This is a genomic window from Dyella sp. (assembly GCF_051962475.1).
Classification (GTDB): Bacteria; Pseudomonadota; Gammaproteobacteria; order Xanthomonadales; family Rhodanobacteraceae; genus Dyella_A.
The window spans coordinates 1-20545 of sequence record NZ_JBQCCF010000041.1 but is presented as its reverse complement, the minus strand read 5'-3'; the positions used below and the strand labels follow the sequence as shown (position 1 = coordinate 20545).

Here is a 20545-nt window from a genome sequence, read left to right as displayed (position 1 = left end):
GTTTGGGGTTCCTGTGCGAGGACTCAGCCCGTATGGGGATGCTTTGTTGTCGGCGCTGGCCGGCTGCGATGATCTCACCGTGGATCCCATTGACTACCGCTCTGCGTACCCTCAAATACTGCATCCTGCAACGGAGGGCGATGCCGGAGGCCGGGGCGAGCTGCACTGGGCCAATCCATTTTCCTGGCGCCGGATCGCACGCCGCGCATCCGATGTTGTTCATATCCAGCACTGGTCATCGATGCTGGCAGTGTACCTCTGGCCATTTGCCGTCATGGCGAGACGCGCAGGGAAACGCGTGGCTATTACGGTGCACAACCCCGCGCCGCATGAATCATTACTGCTTTTTGATGTATTCGAACGAGGCCTGCTGAAGGCCGCCCATACGTTGATCGTCCACGACGTAAATGGTGCGATAGGCCTGCGCCAGCGCCTGTTGGGGCTGGATATAGATACTAGAGTCATCCCTCACGGCATACGCCTGAACCCGATGCCGGGCGCACGGGTCGGCGATCATGAGCGATTTGGCTTTGACGCCGGACGTCGTTATGTCGTGCTGTTCGGTAACCTGCGGGGCTATAAGGGGGTCACGACGTTATTGCGGGCCTGGAGCCAGGTTGCCGGGCGTGTCGCCGATGCCGATCTTGTGATCGCGGGGCGGCTATGGGAAGGGGGGCGCGGATATCCCGCCAAGGCAGCAGCGACCCTGCTCGGAACAAAAGCTGACTCGGATCGGCTGAAAGCCGCAATGGCCATGCCCGAGTTGGCCGGGCGGGTGCATCTCCGCGAAGGCTTTCTTCCCGACGACGATATTGACGCGCTGCTGAGGCTCGCCGAAATGGCAGTCTTTCCCTATGAGCGATTTTCCAGCCAGTCGGGGGCGGCCTGCCGGGCCGCCGGCATGGGTTGCCCCGTATTGGTCAGCAATCTGGGGGGGCTGCCCGATCTGGCCATCGGACCAGATTGGATCATCGAGCCCGGCGATGTCCAGGGACTGGCGGCGGCTTTGCACGCAAAGCTTGCGCCCGGTCGCCTGGGCGACGGCATACGCATGGCGCAGATTCAGCGCGTCAGCGGCTACGAATGGTCGAAGGTGGGTCGGCAGCATGCGGACCTGTACCGCGAGCTTATCCCGTGACCTCGAAGATCAATTGATCATGAGAATTCTCTACAAATTGGCGAGGCGCTTTCAGTCGTTTGAGCGCCTGCTTCCCATTTCCTGGCGGGTCCCGTTTCGTTACTTCGCCTCAGAAAAGTTCTTTGGTGGTCTTGAGCCAGAAATGAAGCTTCTCCCTCAGTTGGTGCCTAGACATGGCCTATCCGTCGATGTTGGCGCCAATCGAGGTACCTACACCTGCGCGCTGGAAAAAATCTGCAAACGGGTGATCGCATTCGAGCCTATTCCCGATTGTGTGGAGTCGCTTAAGGCCTGGGCCTTTAACAGGAATGTCGAGATACATCAGAACGCGCTTGGCGAACGGGTTGGGGAGTTCACGCTATATCTCCCTATTGCGCATGGATCGGTGATAACTACCCGGGCCTCCTTGTTGGCCGGCAGAGAAAAGATGATCGAATTGCCCGTGCAGGTCCGGCGGCTGGACGATTTCGAATTAATGGGCGTCGGTTTCATCAAGATCGACGTGGAGGGATTCGAGCTGGCTGTACTCAAAGGCAGCGCGCGGACCCTCCAGCGATCTCGCCCCAATCTGCTGGTGGAAATCGATCCGGCCCAGCAGCGTGAGAGCTTTGAGGCGACCTTCGACTGGCTCGCGTCCAAGGGCTATCGGGCACACTACCTCGACGGCCACACGCTCCGGCCCTGTGCCGCAGACATCCGCGACCGTCAGCCGGGTATCTGCAACTTCATTTTTTTGTCGGAAAGAGGTGTTGTGGTATCGGCGCAGCATGACGGCGATGGTGGCGAACTTGGTATGAACTCCGATGCATACGTATAAGGGAGCATTGATCTCCAGGATGGGGCGCATTTCGCTGGTTGTTCTGCTCTGGGCTGGTCTGGCGTTGTGCGGCCTCATGGTCAGGCGCTACTGGGAACAGTCCAGTGCAGTACTTGTTGGTCTCGGGCTTGAAGGGTGGGCTGTTGTCTCTCTTGCCTGCCTGCTTCTGTGGATCTGCGCCGTGGTTAGTTGGCAGCGGGCCGTCGTTGCTTATGGGGGGGCACTGATTGCCTGGTGGGACGCAGCGAGACACCTCGCGCTATTGCTTGTCGGAAAATACATTCCAGGTGGGATTTGGGGATTCACCGCGCGACTGGCTGACTCGGCCTCGCGACGTCCATTTGCCGGTATGCTCGCCGCAGGGGTCAGTGAACAATGGTTCGGCATTCTGATGGCCGCACTCGGAGGTGGATTGGGACTGCTCTGCGCAAAGCTGAGCAGCTTCGTACCCCTGATTCTCGTCATACTGCTCCCTTTCGCTGCAGTGACGGGTGTCGAGGTCGCGCGTCGGGTCGCCCGTCTCTTGATGCAATTCGCCCCCGCGCGGTTGCTCGGCCTGTGCACTTCGATGGCGGTGGACGTAAATTGGGTGATGCTGTCGGGTGCCGCGGTGCTGACGATGATGCAGGCGACCATCATGCTGGTGATAGTCGGTTACGTTGCTCACTCGGCCTATTCCCTGGACCGATGGGGCATCCTGGCGGTGGCGGGGGGCTACGGGCTGGGCGTAACGGCTGGCATGGCTGTGATCTTCATGCCAGGAGGAATACTCGTCCGCGAAATGGTTTTCGTGCTGCTCTGCAGGAGCTGGATCCCGCAGGCGGAGGCGATCGCGCTGGCGGGGTGCCTGCGCCTAATATTTACCGGTTTCGATTTCGCTGCCGCTGCCATAGCCGGCGTCATGCAGGTAGGTCGTCACCGTTGACGGCCACTCGGCGATGAGCACCCATGACGGGATCTCCCGTGTTCACCGACGCTCATGGGCGGCATTCGATAAATAGCCTGGCGGCAAAAAGTTCACCAAGCAACGGAACATGATGCAGGGGATGCAGCACTTTCAGGATGTTGTAGTGAGGAATGCGCCGTAAGACGACCGATCCAGTATCAAAGCCCGCTCGAGCGAGTAGTGCGATGGTGGATTCAGCGTCGCGTACTGCAATGTGTTCCGGGAACTGCGGCAAGATCCCGAACTGCTTTAGCCGCTCTACGAAAAATTTCAGGTTTGGTGTGTGCAGATAGAGGCGGCCGCTGGGGCGAAGCGACAAATGAATGGCACGGAAGAGTCGTACGAAATCAGCATCGTCGATGTGTTCGGAGAAGTCGAACGATGCTGCAACAGAGAACATTGCGCGACGCTTTTCGCAAAATGAGACAATGTCTTCGCAATAAAAGCTGCAGTTGGCGATCTCTTCGTTTTCTGCGCGGCGTCGCGCTGCCGCAATGAAGTCCGGGGAAAAATCGACCCCGTGGTAATGCTTCACCATGTCGTGGATCAACGGTAATAGCATGGCGTTGCCGCATGCGAAATCCACGATCTGGTCATGCGCTTCAAGCCGCATCAATGGGATCAGTTGCTCCAGCCTAGATGTCGGCTTGAGCTCGTACTTCTCGACGTAAGCGCCGGAGTGCAGTTCGAGTGGCGTGCGCTGGTTTTTCAAAATTCCGAGTCCGATGAGTTACCGCTTGAATCGATGGAGTCGCAGGCGCGTACCGTCATTCTTTTCGTATTTTGCATGGCGGGCATGCCGGCCTCATTTTTTCCTTGGGGTCTGTGATCCTGTGGCAGTTGCGTCACGTCCGCCTATGCTGCTGGGCGCTCGCGGGGCGGCCTGCATTCTCCGCAAGCCGGCGATGTCGCCGGTCAAGCGTCCGCCAACATCGAGCTGCTGCAATGTATCTATGTTTTGCCGTGCTTTTTCCATGTCTCCCTGGTCGATCAGCATGCGAACAAGCGTGATGCGGTAAGCCGGTTCGCCTGGATCTTCCTGCACCGCCTGCGCCGTCATCTTTATCCCCAGCGACTTGTCATGAAGCACATTCCACGCATAGTCGCCGTAAATCGACTGCAAGCGGGCGCTGGGGAAGGAGTGGGACATGGCTGCGGCAAAGGCCTCCATCATGCGCTGGCTGGGCAGGTTGCAGCGGTGATCGCGAGCGCACTGAGTAAGTGTCGCCAATGAGCTTTCGTCCTGTATGCCGGCCGGTTTTGCCGCGAGCTTTGCGATCATGCTGTCCCACCATGTCTCCTTCAGGGGGAGCCCCATACGTGAATTCATGAAGATCAGCGCTTGCTCGGGCAGGATCGAGGAGTCTGGCAAGGCTGCAGCTCTTTCCAGTGGCGCATAAGCCAGGCGAGTGAAAGGCGAATTCAGGTCGTAGTGCGAATAGATGATGTAGGTGCGACCGAGTTCGTACTGGGCTCTTGGCGAGCGCGGTGCGCGCTCTGCCAATTCCTTCGCAAGGTTCAGTGGATTTCCCCAGGCATATGCGGTAACGGCCGTGTCGACCGTCCACCACAGGAACAGGGCGCCCAGCAGTAAGTGGCGTACTGACGCGAAGGTCGCGGCTCGCGTTGTACCGGCCTTGGGAAGCAACAGCGGTACGACTATAAGCAGGAGTCCGAAGCTGGCAAAGTAGTTGCGGTGCTCGTAGATCAGCTCCAGCGGCAGGATAGTGCCAGTGAGCAGGTGACAACCGAGGAACATCGCGATCCCCAGTGCGGCTAGGGGGCGTCGGTGGCGCAGCCGGCCGATCAGTGCGCAAAGGCCGGCCAGCACAAGGATGCTGGACAGCGTGCTCCACGGAGTAACTAGCCCGGATGAGGCAGCGAAGTCGTCGTGATAGAACGACAGGGCGTGGAATGTTGGTAGCAGTGTCCAGCCGACATAGTCGACCACGATGCGCGCTTCGCTGAGCAGGCGCGTGCCGAGCGTGAAATCGCGCGTGGCCCACTTTGCCGGATCCAGCAGGTTCGGCGTCAGCCAACTCAGTCCGATGACCATCGGAACCGCCAGCACCGCCACGAACATGCCAGCGAGACGCCAGTCCTTTTGTCCTGACCAAACCTTGCGGCCGGTGAGCGAGCCGATCGGGTTAGGCTGATGAACGTGCGAAGAGGCGATAGTAGGCGCCGCAGTTGCCACGCGAAAGCGGAATAGCAGCCACTCGATCAGTAGCGCATACAGTGGCAGCATCACTGCAGTCTCTTTGGCTAGCAGGCCGATGGCGGCGAAGATGACAATACTGCCAAGACAAATTAACAGGCCGCCATCAAGCAGTTGCGTCAACCGCCATTTCGCCCGAGGCGCGCTCTCAGCGACAGTGATCGCAGGGGTTGCGAGTGACGGGTTGCCCAGCATGCGCTTACGTCCGGCGACATATCCGAGCAGGCCAAGCAGCACAAATAAATTAGCCAGACTTTCCATGCGCTGCACCACATAAAGCACTGCGGTAATGTTGATGGGTAGCAGAAGCCAAGCTGTTGCTATCAGTACGGCGTAGATTTCCGCTCTATGTTCTTCAGCGCCAGGCGGGGGAGCCTGGTGGAGCAGTTGTTTTCCGAGAAGAAATACCAGCCAGCCGTTGAGCAGATGAATGGCCAGATTGGTCAACTTCATCCAGAACGGATCGAGACCGGTCAGGAGGTAGTTGGCAGCGAAGCTGAGTGAAGCGATCGGACGCTTCAGGGAGCTCGCGGGTGAGGACAGTGCAGCACTGACCAGTGCGCTAATGCTGATCTCGTTCGGATGTACTCCGGGGTTGTCGACGATGTTGGGATAGTCGTCAAACAGCCAGCTACCGCTCAGGCCTGGCCAATAAATGGCTGATGTGAGCAACAGGGCGCCCGCCATCCACCATGCCGCAGGGACCCGCCTGCAACTGGGCTTCATCCACGTTCCCCGATTATGGTCCATGGGAGTCTATGTTTCTGCTGTGGCTGTGAATGCAGCGCTGCGTCGAGGGTGGGGGGGGGGTAGATAGGGTGACCTCTTACACCGGCAATGCCCGTTCCAGGGCGTGCCCAGTGCTGTTTCAGGCGCAAAATTGGCGGCGTGAAGCCGGTGTTTGTGGCAACGGCCGCCGAAATTACGGCTGATCCGCAATCTTCTTGCGCAAGTCCTGCCAAGTGCCGTCCTGCTTCAGCTCAGGCGCCATCTGTTCGCTAAGGGAGGCCACACCTTTTGCCTCGATATAGCGAGAATCGTCAACAAGATGCTGCAGGATGTTTTTGAAGTAAATCGGGTCCGCCCCGTTAAGTACCAAAGCCTCGTGCCAGTGCCGCAAAGCGAGGTCCGGGTCGTGCAAGCCCACACTTGCAAACTCTGCATAATCGACGTGTAGCCACTCTGCCCAAGGCATTTCTCTCACCGCGATATCGCAGGCTTCTTGCAGATGATGCGGATTGATGTCCTCCCCATCAGTCACGCTGGCTTTCAGGAGGGCAGTCAGTGCGCTTATCTGCTGCGGACCAAAGGGTTGATCTCGCATCTTTTCCAGCAGCTGCGTCCACCAGCGCTCCTGCAACGGCAGTTTGCCTCTGGCGGCAAGCAGAATAAGGGCTTGCTCCGGAAGTGCTGAGGCGCTCGGCAAGGTGGCGCCGCGTTCAAATTCTGCTACCGCTTTCGAAAAGTAAGGCGACGCCGGATCAAGCTTTGATATACGCAGGTAGAGATCGGCCAGATCGTAGCTGGCGCGCGCAGATTGAGGGTTTTCCTGCGCCAGCGTGTAGGCCAACTGCACCGGTCGCCCCCATGTTGCGGCGCGCAGTAAGGTCTGAAATCCAAAGCCCACCAAAAGTACGATCGCGATAAGCGCGGGTAGGCGCGGGTGTGCTTGCCTCGTGAGCCACCATGTCAAATCCGTCATGGCCAGCAGGACGCCGAAGAGCGCCGGATAGTTGCGATGCTCGAATACCAGCTCCAGCGAAAATGGCGCGCTTGTAAGGACATGTGCCATGAAGAACCAGCCAACGCCCAGGGCCATCAACGGGCGCTTCTTTCGAATGGCGAAGGCCAACAAGACAAGAAGTAGCAATCCCAGTCCCGATACTACTGTAGAGGGCGGACTCAGCCAGCCCGTTGAAGCAGCATAGTTGTCGTAATAGAAATGAAGCTGGTTCGGTAGCGGTAAGAGGCACCAGCCGATATACATACAAAGAACGCGCAACTGGGTGAGCACGCGTTCCCAAGGCGTGAATGACCGAATGGCGAACGACTGCTCTGAGGCGAAGTGAGGCAGTGCGTAGAAGAGGAATATCAGCAGGCCCAGGGCCGCTCCCAGCGCGTAGCCGGCCTGCCATAGGCGTCTCTTGCGTTGAGTGTGGTCCTCAAAATTCAGTAATAGCCATTCGAGCAACAAGGTGTACCCGGGAACCAGTACCACTGTTTCCTTGGCGGTGAGGCCGAGCGGAATGGTCGCCGCCGCGAAGACTATCCATGGCCAGCCGCGCTCCCCGCGGCGCTGCTGTTCTCGGCCGCGACAGTACAGAAGCAGGGCGATTAGCGTGAAGGTGAAGCCCAGCAGTTCCATGCGCTGGACCACGTACATGACTGCTGAAACCTGCAAGGGGTGAAGGCCCCATAAGGTCGCCAGAACGATCGCCCAAACGCCTACCCGACGCGCATGGTCGTTCTCACTTTCCCCTTGCGATGAGGGCCATCCCCAGATGAGCAATCGCCGCGCTAACAAGGCCAGCAGCAGGCAATTAATCAAATGGATGGCGAGATTTGTGGCTTTGAAGCTCCAGGTGCCGCCGCCCAACGCATAGTTGAGTGCGAGGCTAAGCATCGCCAGGGGGCGCCCGACGCTTGATTGCGAATGCTGCCATACGGCATGCCAAGCGGCCCAGCTCCACGTATGCACCTGCATGGAGGTAACATCGGCGAAATTAGGATAGTCGTCGAAGATGAAGCCGCCACTCAGTCCTGACCACATCGCTAAACCGACGATAATCAGGCTAATGGTGAGAGCTATTCCAAAACTGGGGCGCAGACGTGGGGCGGTGGCAATCGCCATTCATTGCATCCTGAGGGTACAAAAAAAAAGAGGGGCCGTGAAGCCCCTCTCTCATGTCATGCCCACCACGTGGTCGCAGTGGCTACTTGCGACTTACTGGCAGCCGCTGGGCTTGAACTTGGAATTCAAGGAGCTGGTGCAGGACCACAGGCCGCTAGCGTTGCGCCCCCAAGTGACAGTCTCACCTGCAACCTTCGGGTTACCCTTAAGTGCGCACGAGATGGCGTCCGCCTGAATGCCACTGCCATTCGGAGCGGTAACCGTGATGGTGCAGCGGGTGGTGCTCGCCTGGAGCCCGATTTCGTCAGTGGTAATGGACGCGCCCTTACCATTGTTGATCATTTCTTCATAGGCGGTCTTGCCCGGCGTGATGTCGGCCAAGCCGGCAGTCGCCTGCGAGCGAGCCACATAGTTCTGATACTGCGGCAGCGCGATGGCGGCCAGGATCGCGATGATCGCGACCACGATCATCAGTTCGATCAGGGTAAAGCCCTTCTGATTCTTCATGAGAGTTCCTCTTTCCAAGTTGACTAACCGTAACGCCCCCTGAGCCCCAGGCCCAGATGCCCCTGTTGGGTCTGGTTCCCCTTTTCACGTGGTCAGGAAAGACCAGGAAGCTCGCGGCAACCGAAGCAGATTATATGCCATGCCCGCCGCATGAGTATTTGCTCACAGGTACCCCGTCGACGATTGTGCATGCAGTCACGAAAGCCCACAAGCAACGGTTGGAGACGGTCGCCGTCGACCTCGCGGCACTGCGGCCATCGGTGGCGTTAGCGGACCTTGTGCGTCACAAATGGACGCAAAAGGTCATTTGCGGCCCGCACATCCCGGCTTCGCTCGGCTCTCGACGAGGTCTATGGAGTGCAGCCCTTAGGCGTCTGGCGAGTATCCAGGTCAGTATGGCATTGCCACACTCCCGATCCGTTCCTGGCAAACGTAATGGTTCTTCCGTTTACCTCCGGGTTGCCCTTGATCGTGCAACTGACGCTTCCCACACCATCTGCTGGCGCAACCGCACTCATTGCACAGCGATCTGTCGTGGCACTTAGTCCGAGATTGTCCACGGTCTCATAGAGCGCCGCGTCGGTGTCACCTTCGTTCACTCTTGCCTCGTAGGCAGTGCGCCCCGGATTGAGCTCGTCCAGGGCCGCCACGGCTTGCGACCGCGCCACATAGTCGCTGTAAAGCGGCAGAGCAATGGCGGCAAGAACCGCAATGATGGCCACCACGATCATCAACTCGATCAGCGTGAAGCCGTTCGACGCACGATAGCGCTGCATGTGGAAATCCCCCTGGAAGTCTCCGGAGGAAGGCACGTTCTGTACCAAGCGTTCGGGGTGAACGTGACCCGTTCGGCAGAACGCGCAGGCTACCCAACTGGCAGGGACGGGAAAAGCGGCGACAATACCAGGGCCATTCCCCGGGACAGGGTGCCGACGATGGAAAGACTGCCCATTCTGCTGGTTCTCGTGCTTGCGCCATGGACTGCCATGGCCGGGCCTCCATCGGCGCCGGTGGGTCCTCACCCCTTCAATGTGCACGATCTGGTGATGCTCGATCGCGTGAGCGATCCGCAGCTTTCGCCTGACGGGCGCTTTGCCGCCTTCAGCCTGCGTAGCACGGATTACGCGGCAAACAAGGGCGTCAATGCGGTCTATGTGCTGGACCTGCACGGCGGCGCGGCGCCGGTAAAGGTGGTGAGTGGCGGCAGCTCGGCGCGCTGGTCGGCCGATGGCAAGAGCCTCCTCTACCTGGCCCCGGCCGGCGGCGTGGACCAGTTGTGGCGCGTGGATCTGGGCGTCGGCAAGCGCGGCGTGGCGCCGGGCACGCCGGTCCAGGTCAGTCATGGCCCGCTGGACCTGGGCGGCTTCACCCTGTCGCCGGATGGCAGGCACGTGGCGATGACCTACGAGGTCTATCCCGATTGCGCCGATCTGGCCTGCACGAAGGAGCGCATGGACGGCGACGCGTCGGACAAATCCACCGGCGTGCTCTACAAGAGACTGTTCGTGCGCCACTGGGATGCGTGGGCGACCGGGCGGCGCAACCAGCTCTTCGTGGCGAGCTTCGATGAGGGCGGCCAGCTGCCGGCCGAGCCTACGCTGGTCAGCCGCGACATGGATGGCGACGTGCCGAGCAAGCCGTTCGGCGGCATGGAGGAGGTGGCGTTTGCGCCGGATGGGCAGAGCATCTATTTCGGAGCCCGCATCGCCGGCAGCAGCGAGCCATGGTCGACCAATTTCGATGTCTACCGCGCACCGGTGGACGGCTCCGCCGCTCCGCAGAATCTCACTGCGGCCAACCCGGCATGGGATGCCTATCCGGTGCCCTCACCGGACGGCCGCACGCTCTATTACCTGGCGATGAAGGAGCCAGGCTTCGAGGCCGATCGGTTCGCGATCATGGCGAGGGATCTGGCCAGTGGCAGCACGCACGAGGTGGACCCGCAATGGGATCTCTCACCAGGCAGCCTGTCGATCTCTGCGAATGGCAAGACGCTATTCGCCACGGCCGATGATCACGGCCAACACCCGTTGTTTGCCATCGATCCAACTACTGGCAAGGTGCACCAGCTGGTGGGTGACGGCACGATCAGCGGCTATGCGGTGACGGACAATACCGTGCTGCTGGCGCGGGATGATCTCAAGCGCCCGGCCGATCTGTACGTGGCCAAGACGAGCGGGCACGGCCTGCACCAGGTCACCCACTTCAACGCTGACCGGATGCGTGATGCGAAGGTCGGCGACTTCGAGTTCTTCAGCTTCATCGGTGCCAACAACGAGCCGGTGCAGGGCTATGTGGTGAAGCCGGTCGGCTACCAGCGCGGCAAGACCTATCCGGTCGCCTTCATCATCCACGGCGGGCCGCAGGGCTCGATGAACAACGGCTGGAGCTATCGCTGGAACCCGCAGACCTACGCGGGGCAGGGATTTGCCGTGGTCACGGTCAACTTTCATGGTTCTACCGGCTACGGCCAGGCCTTTACCAATGCCATCTCCGGCGACTGGGGCGGCAAGCCGCTGGAGGATCTCAAGGCCGGCTGGAGCGCCGCGCTGGCGAAGTATCGCTTTCTCGACGGCGACCGTGCCTGTGTGCTCGGCGCGAGCTACGGCGGCTACATGGTGTACTGGATGGCCGGCGTGTGGAACGGCCCGTGGAAATGCTTCGTCGACCACGACGGCGTGTTCGACACCCGCGCCATGTACTACGACACCGAAGAGCTGTGGTTCGAGGAAAAGGAAAACGGCGGCACGCCGTTCGACCACCCCGAGAACTACGAGCGCTTCAACCCCGTCAACCACGTGAAGGACTGGCGCGTGCCGATGCTGGTGGTGCACAGCGGCAAGGATTTCCGCATCCCGATCACGCAAGGGCTGGGCGCCTTCACGGCCCTGCAGCGTCGAGGCATTCCCAGCGAATTCCTCACTTTCCCCGACGAAAACCACTTCGTGCTCAAGCCGCAGAACAGCGTGCAGTGGCATGAGACGGTGAATGCTTGGCTGAAGCGATGGACGGCGGCGCCGCACTGAGAGTGGTCGCTCGCCACGAGCTGCCGGCATCTATCCATCGATCCATGTAGGAGCGGCTTTAGCCGCGATGCTCTTCACCAGATGCAGCAAGAAGCATCGCGGCTGAAGCCGCTTCTACAAGGGAGCTCGTTCTACAGCCAGCGCGACTTGCGTAGCCAGGTGAAGATGCCGGCGACCACCGCGATCACCAGCACGATCATCGTCGGGTAGGCCCACGGCTTGTCCAGCTCGGGCATGTGGTGGAAGTTCATGCCGTACCAGCTGGTGATGAGGGTGGGAGCGGCGAGCATGGCGGCCCAGCCGGCGAGCTTCTTCATCACCTCGTTCTGGCCGAAGGTGACCAGGGACAGGTTGATGTTGATGGTGGCGCCGAGCATCTCGCGCATGGCGCCGACTGATTCGTTGACGCGGAACACGTGGTCGTAGACGTCACGGAAATAGGCGCGCAGGTCTTCCGGGATGAGGTTGGGGTGCAGCCGCACCAGCTGGCTGATCACGTCCTGCAGCGGGGCGACGGCCAGGCGCAAGGTCATCAGGTCGCGCTGCATGTCGTACAGGCGCTTGACGGTGTCGCGGTTGAAGGCCTCGGCGAAGATGTCCTGCTCCAGTTCCTGCAGCTCCTCGCGGAAGTCGCGCACGATCGGCATCAGGTTGTCGACGATGAAGTCGAGCACGCCGTAAAGGCCGTAGCTCGGTCCGAGCGCGAGCAGGTCAGGCGAGTGCTCGCAGGTGCGCCGCGCCGGCGCATAGGAGAGCGAGGCGCCGTGGCGCACGGTCACCAAGTAGCGCGGGCCCAGGAAGATGTGGGTCTCGCCGAAGGCGAGCTTGCCTGCCACCAGCTGGGCGGTCTGCACCACGATGAACAGCGAGTCGCCGTAGGCCTCGATCTTGGTGCGCTGGTGGGCGTGGTGCGCGTCTTCGATCGCCAGGTCGTGCAGGTCGAATTCTTCCTGCAGCTTTTCCAGCAGTGCCTCGTCCGGCTCGTGCAAACCGACCCATACGAACGTGTCCGGCTGCTCCAGCACGTCGCTGATCGCGTCGAGCGTGATATCGCCCATGCGGCGGCCGTCGCGATGGTAGGCGACGCAGTTGATCACCATGCCGGTGGTGGGCACGGGCTCGGTCGTCTTGGGAGAGGTGGCAGGTAGCATCACCGCATCATGCCCCTGCCCATCGCGCCGGGGCAATGGCGGGATTCAGCGCGGCACGGAACCCTGCGTCGATCGCAGCGACCACGCCAGTGCCAGCCACACCGGCAGCGCCAACAGCAGCCAGGGCTGGTTCTGCTGCACGATGCCGGGCAGCAGGTGCAGGGCGATGGCGATCAGGCCGGCGATGAGCTGGGCAATCAGCAAGCCGTCCATCCAGCGGGCCACGGGCGTGTTGCGCAGGCGACGCCAGGCGGCCGGGACCAGCGCGAACGCCAGCGGATTGAACAGCAGCAGATTGGCGTTGGCCCATGCCGAGTGGTGGGTGGTGAAGAGCCACAGGCCGAGCATGAGCAGACCGACGGCGCCGGCCAGCGTCAGCCAGGCAGTGGCGAGCACGGCATGCAGAAATGGAACGCGCCGCCGCGCAAACCCCAGCAGCACCGCGAGCGTTGCTCCGGCGAGCGCCAGCGGTCCACGCAGATCCGGTGCATGCGCGGGCGGCGCCTGCACGCGGTTCGGCGAGATTTCATGCTCTTCACTCACCAGCGGCATCTGCCCGCCGCTGCCATCAGGCACCTGTACCGTGCGCAGTTCGTGCTGCAGGGACATCGGGATGAACGCTTCCTGCCAGGCGCTGAGCGGCTGGTCGGCGTACGGCCCCAGGCCCAGGTCGAGCAGCAGCATCAGCCACGGCTGCGCGCTCATCAGCCGGTCGGTCTGCTGCCGGTAAGTCATGCTGCCGGCACGCGCGGCCAGTGCGTTGCGGAGCACGCCGCCCAGTGCCTTGTCCAGCGCGTCGCGCACGCGGGTGCTGCAGTTGTCGACGTAGTAGTCGTAGTCGTAGCGCGCGTTTTCCGGGCGCAGGTTCCACAGCAGAAAATCGCGCAGGGCGGCGGCCTGGTCCGGCGCGAGAGCGAGCCGCTGGCGGGTGATCGAGCGACCGGCCTGCACGTACCAGCCGGTGTCGACGTCGGTCGGTTCGGCGTCCATCAGGTAGTGCATGCGCCCGCGCGCGAAGTTGAGCAGGAAGCCCTTCTCGTCGAAGTCGAAGACGCCGTAATTGAAGCTGATCGCTTCACCGTTCTGGCTGTCGCGCAGTTCGATGGCGATGTGACCGAAGCGCTCCCAGTAGGTCTCCCCGGGACCGTAGGTGATCATCGTGACCTGAAGATTGGCGCCCGGGGCGTTGGCCACGCCGGCGTGGGCGGGCCAGGCGGTGCCGAGGAGCATCAACAGAAACAGCGCGAAGGCGCGGCGGAGCAGGGGCATCGGGACCGACCCGGGAGCGGGAAAGGCGCCACTCTAGTGGCGGTGGGCCGGGGTGTCGACGTTTCCGCAAGGCCGCTTCTGTAGGAGTACATCCTGCGCGCGAGCGCTTCTTTCCATGCGGTGGGAAAGAAGCCGCGCACAGGGTGCGCTCCTACAACGAGAGGTCAGTCTTGCGCGGGCTTCTGGCTGACGCGGAACTGCTGCACGCGACGGTCGTCCGCTTCGGTGACGTGGAACAGGTATTCGCCCACCACGATTTCCTCGCCCACTTCGGGCAGATGACCGAACTCGGAGGTGACCATGCCGCCGATGGTGTCGAACTCTTCGTCCGAATATGACGAGCCCGTCTGCTCGTTGAAATCGGCGATCGGCGTGAGCGCGCTCACCAGCCAGTCGCCGCCGGGCTGGGCGTGCATCAGGGTGGGCTCTTCCTCGTCGTCGTGCTCGTCGTCGATATCGCCGACGATCTGCTCGAGCACGTCCTCGATCGTGATCAGGCCGGCGACGCCGCCGTACTCGTCTACCACCAGCGCCATGTGGTTGCGGCTCAGCCGGAATTCGGCGAGCAGCACGTTCAGGCGCATGGACTCGGGGATCAGCACTGCCGGGCGCAGGATGGCGCGGATGTCGAAGTGCTCGCCATCGCCGAAATACTTCAGCAGGTCCTTGGCCAGCAGAATACCGAGGATCTCGTCCTTGTCCTCGCCGTGCACCGGGAAACGCGAGTGGCCGGATTCGACCACGGCGGCGAGGATGTCGGTGAGGGGGGATTCGGCCGAGATCATCACGATCTGCGCGCGCGGGACCATCACGTCATCCACGCTCAGTTCGGTGACCTTGAGCGCACCCTCGACCATGGTGAGGGTGTCGTTGGAGAGGAGTCCGTTGGCCTGGGCTGCGCGCAGCTCCTCGACCAGTTCCTCGCGATTGCGCGGCTCGCCGGAAAACATGTGGCCCAGTCGATCCCACCACGATCGGTGGGCCGGGCCGCCGGTACTGCCAGGTTCGTCGTTCATCACTCTTGAAAGCTCTGCCCGTAGCCGGGCGGAAGCGGCAGTCTAGCCGAAATGTCGAGTCGATTCAGGGCTCAGGGTGAACGGTTGGTGTGGCGCGGCGGTGGTCATGGTGGCGTCCGGTCGGCGGTACGGTGGCCTGCTGCATGCGCGATCAGGTAGGAGCGCACCCTGTGCGCGACGGTTCGCCCAACGTGCTGGGTGGTGCGCTGGTCGGCCACAGGGTGGCCTCCTATAGGGTGCTTTTTGCGGGGACGCGCCGGCCTGCGATCCGCGTGGAGCTCAGCCCGTGTACGGATCGGCGATGCCCAGCCCGGCCAGGATGCGCGTTTCCAGCGCTTCCATCGCCTCGGCCTCGGCCTCCACGAGGTGGTCGTAGCCGAGCAGGTGCAGCACGCCGTGCACGGTGAGATGGGCCCAGTGGTCGCGCGGCGGCTTGCCCTGTTCGGCGGCTTCGCGGGCCACCACCGGGGCGCAGATCACGATGTCGCCGATCAGCGGCAACTTAAGTCCGGGCGGTAGATCCGCCTCGAACGAAAGCACGTTGGTGGCGTAGTCCTTGCCGCGGTAGTCGCGGTTGAGCGCGCGGCCCTCGTCGGCGTCGACGAGGCGGATCGACAGCTCGGTGGCCCGCCGCCGCTTCGCCCCGCGCAGCGCGGCCTCTACCCAACGGCGGAAGCTGGCGGCCGAGGGCACGCCGGCACGCGGCACCGCGTAGCCGACGTGGACGACCGCTTCGCCGCTCACTTGCCGTCGCCCTTGCTCGCCTCGGCCGCGGCCTCGAACGATTCGTAGGCGCGCACGATCTTCGCCACCAGCGGATGGCGCACCACGTCGCGCGAGGTGAAGAAAGTGAAGCTGATGCCGTCCACCCCGCGCAACACCTCGATCGCGTGGCGCAGGCCCGAGCGCACGTGGCGCGGCAGGTCGACCTGGCTCACGTCGCTGGTGATCACCGCCACCGAGCCGAAGCCGATGCGGGTGAGGAACATCTTCATCTGCTCGACGGTGGTGTTCTGCGCCTCGTCGAGGATCACGTAGGAATCGTTGAGCGTGCGACCGCGCATGTAGGCCAGCGGGGCGATCTCGATCACGTTGCGCTCGATCAGCTTGGCCACCTTCTCGAAGCCGAGCATCTCGTACAGTGCGTCGTACAGCGGGCGCAGGTAGGGGTCGACTTTCTGGCTGAGGTCGCCGGGCAGGAAGCCGAGTTTTTCGCCGGCCTCCACCGCGGGGCGCACCAGCAGCAGGCGCTGCACGCGGTTGGCTTCCAGCGCTTCGACCGCGCTGGCGACGGCCAGGTAGGTCTTGCCGGTGCCGGCCGGGCCGACGCCGAAGTTGATGTCGTGAGTGGTGATGGCGTGCAGGTAGCGCGCCTGGTTAGGGCCGCGACCCTTGATCACGCCACGCTTGACCTTGATCGTCACTTCCTGCGCCGCCTCGGCGGCCTCGGCCGAGATCGCCTCGATGCCGGACTCGGCCAGGTGCAGGTGGATCGTGGCGCCGGTCAGCACCTCGCCGGCGGTGGCTTCGTACAGCGCGCGGATGACCGTCTCGGCGGCACGGGTGGCGGGGTCGTCGCCGATTACCTGGAAGATGCCGCCGCGGTGGTTGATCTCCACGCCGAGCCGCAGCTCGATCTGGCGCAGGTGCTCGTCGAACGGGCCGCTCAGGTTGGCCAGGCGGGCGTTGTCAATGGGGTCGAGGGTGAAGTCGCGTTGATTCAGGGGGCTCATAGACCGATCAGCATAGCGCGGAAGCGGGTGTTTCCGCCGTGAGGCGCGGTCTGCGTAACGGCCGCACGCGGGGTCACTTGCACTTAAATTAAGTATTGAATTAATTTTATGCGCATGCCCATTCGAAGCACTCCTCCCAAACCCCGGCGTCGCCGGGTCGGCCGGCCTGCCGGTGACGACAGCGACGTCCGCGCGCGCCTGCTCGACGTCGCCGCCGCGCAGTTCGCCCGCACCGGCATCGCCGCCTCGCCGCTGCGCACCATCGCGGCGACGGCCGGGGTGACCCCGGCCATGCTGCATTACTACTTCGGCAACAAGGACGCACTGGTGCGCGCGCTGCTCACCGAGCGCCTGATGCCCGCCGTGCTGCCGCTGCGCGAAGCACTCGCCACGGTAGGCGAGACACCGCTGGAGCTGGCCCGGGCCTTTGCCCAGGGCATATCGGGTGTCGTCGCGACCTTGCCCTGGCTGCCGGCGCTGTGGGTGCGCGAGGTGCTGTGCGAGGGCGGTGCGCTGCGCGAGTTCGTGTTCCGCGAAGTGATGCCAAGCCTGCCGCAGGTGCTGGCGCGGCGCTTCGAAGCGGCAAATGAGGCCGGCCAGCTCGCCCCCGGTATCGATCCGCGCCTGCTGGTGGTCTCGCTGGTGGGGCTGACGCTGTTTCCCGCCGCCGGCGCGCCGATCTGGCAAAAAGCCTTCGGCATGCCCGGGCTCGACATGCCGGCACTGATGTCCCACACCCTCGCGCTGCTGGGCCACGGCCTGGCGCCGCCATCCTTGGAGACGCCCCGATGAGCGCACGCCTGCTCGCGTTCGGCCTGGCTGCCCTTGTCCTGGCCGGCTGCCACCGCGATACGGACAAGGCGCCCGGCACGCTGGAGTACGACCGCATCACCTTGCCGGCACCGGCGGCCGAACGCATCGTGGCCGTGCACGTGCGCGCGGGCGAGGCGGTGAAGGCGGGGCAGCCGTTGCTCGATCTCGATCCGGCGCACACGCGTGCCAGCCTCGACGCGGCGCTGGCCGAAGTGAAACACCAGCAGGAAGTGTTGGCCGAGGGCGTGGCCGGCCCGCGCACGGAAGACATCGCGCGGGTGCGCGCCACCCTGGCGTCCGCCGAGGCCCAGGCGCGTGACGCGCGCAGCTATCTGGAACGGCTGCAGCGGGTCGCACAGCAGGAAAAGGACGCCGTGGCCGCGTCCGACCTGGATCGCGCCCGCGCCAACGCGCAGAACACCCGCGGCCAGGCCGATGCCGCCCGCGCGGCGCTAGACCAGCTGCTGCACGGTACGCGCAGCGAACAGCTGGCGCAGGCGCGCGCCGCGGTCGATGCCGCACAGGCGCAGGCCGATGCGCTGCGCGTCACGCTGGGCAAGCTTCACGTGGTGGCGCCGCGCGAAGGTCGCATCGACGATGTGCCATACCGTCTTGGCGACCAGGCGCCGGTCGGCGCGCCGTTGGCGATCGAACTGGTCGGCGATCGTCCCTATGCGCGGATCTACGTGCCGGTGGCGATGCGCGCGCAGCTCAAGGTCGGCAGTGCCGTGCAGGTGTACGTGCAGGGTCGCGATCGGCCGCTAGCCGGCCACGTGCGCCTGCTGCGTGCCGAACCGGTGTTCACGCCGTACTACGCGCTCAGTGGCGACGACGCCACGCGGCTGAGCTATCTCGCCGAGGTAGCACTGGACCAGTCATCCGACCTGCCGGCCGGACTCCCGGTGCACGTGGCGCCATGAGCGACGCCCCGGCCATCCACGTGCGCGGGCTGAGCAAGCGCTTTGGTCCACTGCTCGCCGTCGACCATGTCGACCTGAATGTGCCGCGCGGGCGCGTCTACGGCTTTCTCGGGCCGAACGGCTCGGGCAAGTCGACCACCATCCGCATGCTCTGCGGCCTGCTCACGCCGACCGAGGGCGAGATCGAGGTGCTCGGCCTGCGCGTGCCGCAAGAGGCGGAGGCGCTGCGCCGGCGCATCGGCTACATGACGCAGAGCTTCTCGCTGTTTGCCGACCTCACCGTGGGCGAGAACCTGGAGTTCATCGCCGAGATCCTCGGCGTGCCGCGCGAACGCAAGCGCGCGCGTATCGCCGAGCTCATGGGGCGCTACCGCCTGGCGGACCGGCGCAAGCAGCTGGCCGGCACCATGAGCGGTGGCCAGAAGCAGCGCCTGGCGCTGGCCTGTGCGGTGATGCATGAGCCGGAGCTGCTGTTTCTCGACGAGCCGACCAGCGCGGTCGATCCCGAATCGCGCCGCGAGTTCTGGGAGGCGCTGTTCGAACTCACCGACGCCGGCACCACGCTGCTGGTATCCACTCACCTGATGGACGAGGCCGAGCGCTGCCATCGGCTGGCGATCCTCGACAGCGGCCGGCTGGTCGCCGACGGCACGCCGGGCGCGCTGACTGGGGCGCTGGAGGGGCGCACCTTCCTGGTGGAAGCGGACGATCCGCGGGGCGCCCAGCACGCGCTGTCCGGTGCGCCGGGCGTGCTCGGTGTTGCTCAGGTCGGTCACGCGCTGCGCCTGCTCGCCAACACGGGGCAGGGCGACGGCTTCGCCGCGGCGGTCGAGCAGCGCTTGCGCGAGGTCGGGCTGGCGGCGCGACTGCGTCCGACGCCGCCGAACCTGGAAGATGTATTCGTCGCCGCTACGCATCCCGGCGAGCAGGAGCGCGCGGCATGAACGGGCGCCGCCTGTGGGCGATCATGCAGAAGGAGATCCGCCAGCTGCGGCGCGACCGCATCACGCTGGCGATGATCATGGTGATGCCGATCCTGCAGCTGGTGCTGTTCGGCTACGCGATCAACCTCAACCTGCGCGGGCTCGATGCCGCGGTCGCCGACCAGGCGCAAACCAGCGCCTCGCGTGCGCTGGTGATGGACATGCTGGCCACCGGTGTCATCCGCCCGGTGACCAGCGCACGAACGCCGGAGGAGGTGGTCGACCTGATTCGCCGCGGTCGCATCAATGTCGGCCTGGTGATTCCGCCGGACTTCGAGGCGCGCAAACTGGATGGCCGCCCGGTGGCACAGGTGCTGGTCGACGGCAGCGACGCCACCGTGGCCGGAGCGGCCGCGCAGCTGGCGCAGACCCCGGTGGACAGCCACCTGTCCGAGCTGCATGCGCCCTACGCCAGCACGCCGCCGGTACCGCGCGTAGTGGTCACCTCGTTCTACAACCCGGAGCGGCGCTCGGCGATCAACATCGTGCCCGGCCTGATCGGCGTGATCCTCACCATGACCATGGTGCTGTTCACCGCCATCGCCATCGTGCGCGAGCGCGAGCGCGGCAACATGGAGTTGCTGATCGCCACGCCGCTCACCAGCACCGAGCTGATGCTAGGCAAGGTGGTGCCGTACGTGCTGATCGGCCTGGTGCAGACCACGGTGATCCTGGCGCTGGGGCGCTGGCTGTTCGACGTTCCGATCCGCGGCAGCCTGCTGGACGTCTATTTCGCTGCGCTGCTGCTGATCGCCAGCAACCTGACGCTGGGGCTGCTGATCTCCTCGCGGGCGCAGTCGCAGTTCCAGGCGATGCAGATGACCTTCTTCATCTTCCTGCCGTCGATCCTGCTGTCGGGCTTCATGTTCCCGTTCTCTGGCATGCCGCGACTGGCGCAGTGGATCGCCGAGCTGCTGCCACTGACCCATTTCCTGCGGCTGATCCGCGGCGTCATGTTGCGCAACGCGGGGCTGCTCGATTTGTGGGGCGATGCGCTGGCCCTGGTGGTATTCACTGCGGTGATGATGGCCGGCGCCATCATGCGCTTCCGCAAGCGGCTGGATTGACCCCGTCGCTTTTTGTAGGAGCCCCAGATCGGGATAGCGTCGTGGTGGGGAAAAGTGTTATGGGTTTAGGGTATATCACGGTGGTGGCCG

At 63.5% G+C, this 20545-nt stretch carries 18 protein-coding genes; 8 read left to right on the top strand and 10 right to left on the bottom strand.

The genetic code is table 11. The annotated features are described in order from the left end of the window. Positions 1 to 46 precede the first annotated feature (46 nt). The 3 genes from ACTHJF_RS09510 to ACTHJF_RS09500 are packed head-to-tail and all read left to right on the top strand — an operon-like array spanning position 47 to position 2880. Positions 47 to 1138, top strand: a complete 1092-nt coding sequence (locus ACTHJF_RS09510; protein ID WP_440266894.1) for a glycosyltransferase family 4 protein — start codon at positions 47 to 49, stop codon at positions 1136 to 1138. 19 nt (positions 1139 to 1157) lie between these two features. Then, positions 1158 to 1955 (top strand): FkbM family methyltransferase, encoded by a 798-nt coding sequence (locus ACTHJF_RS09505; RefSeq protein WP_440266893.1) that lies wholly within the window; start codon positions 1158 to 1160, stop codon positions 1953 to 1955. A 19-nt stretch (positions 1956 to 1974) separates the two neighbouring features. Continuing rightward, positions 1975 to 2880: a hypothetical protein gene (locus ACTHJF_RS09500; RefSeq protein WP_440266892.1), complete on the top strand. Its 906-nt coding sequence runs from the start codon at positions 1975 to 1977 to the stop codon at positions 2878 to 2880. A gap of 52 nt (positions 2881 to 2932) precedes the next feature. On the opposite strand, the gene ACTHJF_RS09495 is transcribed toward ACTHJF_RS09500, so the two are convergent. From ACTHJF_RS09495 to ACTHJF_RS09475, 5 genes are all read right to left on the bottom strand, one after another. Beyond that, positions 2933 to 3613 (bottom strand): class I SAM-dependent methyltransferase, encoded by a 681-nt coding sequence (locus tag ACTHJF_RS09495; protein ID WP_440266891.1) that lies wholly within the window; start codon positions 3611 to 3613, stop codon positions 2933 to 2935. A gap of 93 nt (positions 3614 to 3706) precedes the next feature. Next, positions 3707 to 5806: a hypothetical protein gene (locus ACTHJF_RS09490; protein WP_440266890.1), complete on the bottom strand. Its 2100-nt coding sequence runs from the start codon at positions 5804 to 5806 to the stop codon at positions 3707 to 3709. 235 nt (positions 5807 to 6041) lie between these two features. Next, positions 6042 to 7970: a tetratricopeptide repeat protein gene (locus tag ACTHJF_RS09485; RefSeq protein WP_440266889.1), complete on the bottom strand. Its 1929-nt coding sequence runs from the start codon at positions 7968 to 7970 to the stop codon at positions 6042 to 6044. A 93-nt stretch (positions 7971 to 8063) separates the two neighbouring features. Next, positions 8064 to 8477 (bottom strand): pilin, encoded by a 414-nt coding sequence (locus ACTHJF_RS09480; protein ID WP_440266888.1) that lies wholly within the window; start codon positions 8475 to 8477, stop codon positions 8064 to 8066. Between the two features lie 350 nt (positions 8478 to 8827). Then, positions 8828 to 9253, bottom strand: coding sequence for a pilin (locus ACTHJF_RS09475; protein WP_440266887.1), 426 nt, complete (start codon positions 9251 to 9253; stop codon positions 8828 to 8830). Between the two features lie 159 nt (positions 9254 to 9412). Between ACTHJF_RS09475 and ACTHJF_RS09470 the strand changes: the two genes are divergently transcribed. Then, positions 9413 to 11503, top strand: coding sequence for a prolyl oligopeptidase family serine peptidase (locus ACTHJF_RS09470; RefSeq protein WP_440266886.1), 2091 nt, complete (start codon positions 9413 to 9415; stop codon positions 11501 to 11503). A 131-nt stretch (positions 11504 to 11634) separates the two neighbouring features. Here ACTHJF_RS09470 and corA read toward each other — a convergent pair whose 3' ends face one another. The 5 genes from corA to ACTHJF_RS09445 all read right to left on the bottom strand — a co-directional run bounded on the left by corA (position 11635) and on the right by ACTHJF_RS09445 (position 16672). Beyond that, positions 11635 to 12654: a magnesium/cobalt transporter CorA gene (gene corA / locus ACTHJF_RS09465; protein ID WP_431634122.1), complete on the bottom strand. Its 1020-nt coding sequence runs from the start codon at positions 12652 to 12654 to the stop codon at positions 11635 to 11637. Positions 12655 to 12699: 45 nt separating this feature from the next. Next, positions 12700 to 13923: a lipoprotein N-acyltransferase Lnb domain-containing protein gene (locus ACTHJF_RS09460; RefSeq protein ID WP_440266885.1), complete on the bottom strand. Its 1224-nt coding sequence runs from the start codon at positions 13921 to 13923 to the stop codon at positions 12700 to 12702. Positions 13924 to 14087: 164 nt separating this feature from the next. Continuing rightward, the gene (locus ACTHJF_RS09455) at positions 14088 to 14939 is read right to left on the bottom strand and encodes an HlyC/CorC family transporter (RefSeq protein ID WP_440266884.1); all 852 of its coding nucleotides are present in this window, start codon (positions 14937 to 14939) and stop codon (positions 14088 to 14090) included. 279 nt (positions 14940 to 15218) lie between these two features. Beyond that, entirely contained in the window at positions 15219 to 15683 is a 465-nt protein-coding gene (gene ybeY / locus ACTHJF_RS09450; RefSeq protein WP_440266883.1) for an rRNA maturation RNase YbeY, read from the bottom strand. Continuing rightward, positions 15680 to 16672, bottom strand: coding sequence for a PhoH family protein (locus ACTHJF_RS09445; protein WP_440266882.1), 993 nt, complete (start codon positions 16670 to 16672; stop codon positions 15680 to 15682). Before ACTHJF_RS09445 ends, ybeY begins: the two co-directional genes overlap by 4 nt. A gap of 114 nt (positions 16673 to 16786) precedes the next feature. Between ACTHJF_RS09445 and ACTHJF_RS09440 the strand changes: the two genes are divergently transcribed. Genes ACTHJF_RS09440 through ACTHJF_RS09425 form a run of 4 tightly spaced genes read left to right on the top strand, consistent with a single transcriptional unit; the run spans position 16787 to position 20455 of the window. Next, complete coding sequence (locus tag ACTHJF_RS09440; protein ID WP_440266881.1) at positions 16787 to 17464, top strand: TetR/AcrR family transcriptional regulator; 678 nt, start codon at positions 16787 to 16789, stop codon at positions 17462 to 17464. After that, positions 17461 to 18405 (top strand): HlyD family secretion protein, encoded by a 945-nt coding sequence (locus tag ACTHJF_RS09435; RefSeq protein WP_440266880.1) that lies wholly within the window; start codon positions 17461 to 17463, stop codon positions 18403 to 18405. The genes ACTHJF_RS09440 and ACTHJF_RS09435 overlap by 4 nt, the downstream gene beginning before the upstream one ends. A 14-nt stretch (positions 18406 to 18419) precedes the next feature. After that, positions 18420 to 19349: an ABC transporter ATP-binding protein gene (locus tag ACTHJF_RS09430; RefSeq protein ID WP_440266925.1), complete on the top strand. Its 930-nt coding sequence runs from the start codon at positions 18420 to 18422 to the stop codon at positions 19347 to 19349. Beyond that, positions 19346 to 20455, top strand: coding sequence for an ABC transporter permease (locus ACTHJF_RS09425; protein WP_440266879.1), 1110 nt, complete (start codon positions 19346 to 19348; stop codon positions 20453 to 20455). Before ACTHJF_RS09430 ends, ACTHJF_RS09425 begins: the two co-directional genes overlap by 4 nt. Positions 20456 to 20545: the final 90 nt, after the last annotated feature.